This is a genomic window from Pyramidobacter sp. C12-8, from assembly GCF_002007215.1.
Classification (GTDB): Bacteria; Synergistota; Synergistia; order Synergistales; family Dethiosulfovibrionaceae; genus Pyramidobacter.
On sequence record NZ_MUHX01000095.1, the window covers coordinates 1 to 296 of the forward strand.

At 27.4% G+C, this 296-nt stretch carries 1 protein-coding gene; it reads right to left on the bottom strand.

Annotated elements, in window-relative coordinates; all coding sequences use genetic code 11:
- Positions 1 to 296, bottom strand: a 296-nt coding sequence (locus B0D78_RS13015) for a hypothetical protein (protein WP_168170141.1), incomplete at both ends; no start/stop codon positions are given.

A 296-nucleotide genomic window follows, 5' to 3' on the forward strand; every position in this document is an offset into this window, starting at 1 on the left:
TTCAATAAGTTCATCTAATTGTATTCTCTCTTTAAGAACTTCTATATATTCACCATCTACAGTAGTACCAAGTATTTCATAATTTATTCCACTTAACAATGCATCTACATTTTCATTTTCATCTATTTCAATTAAAATAGAACCATGCTTTGGAACGAAAATTTCATTTAAAACTATTTTCTCATTGAAAACAAATCCAATCTTATTTCCAAAAGCCATTTCACTTACACATCTAGCTATACCACCGTATTTAATAGTATTGGCTGAAAGTATTTTATTCTTCCCTATCAATTCAT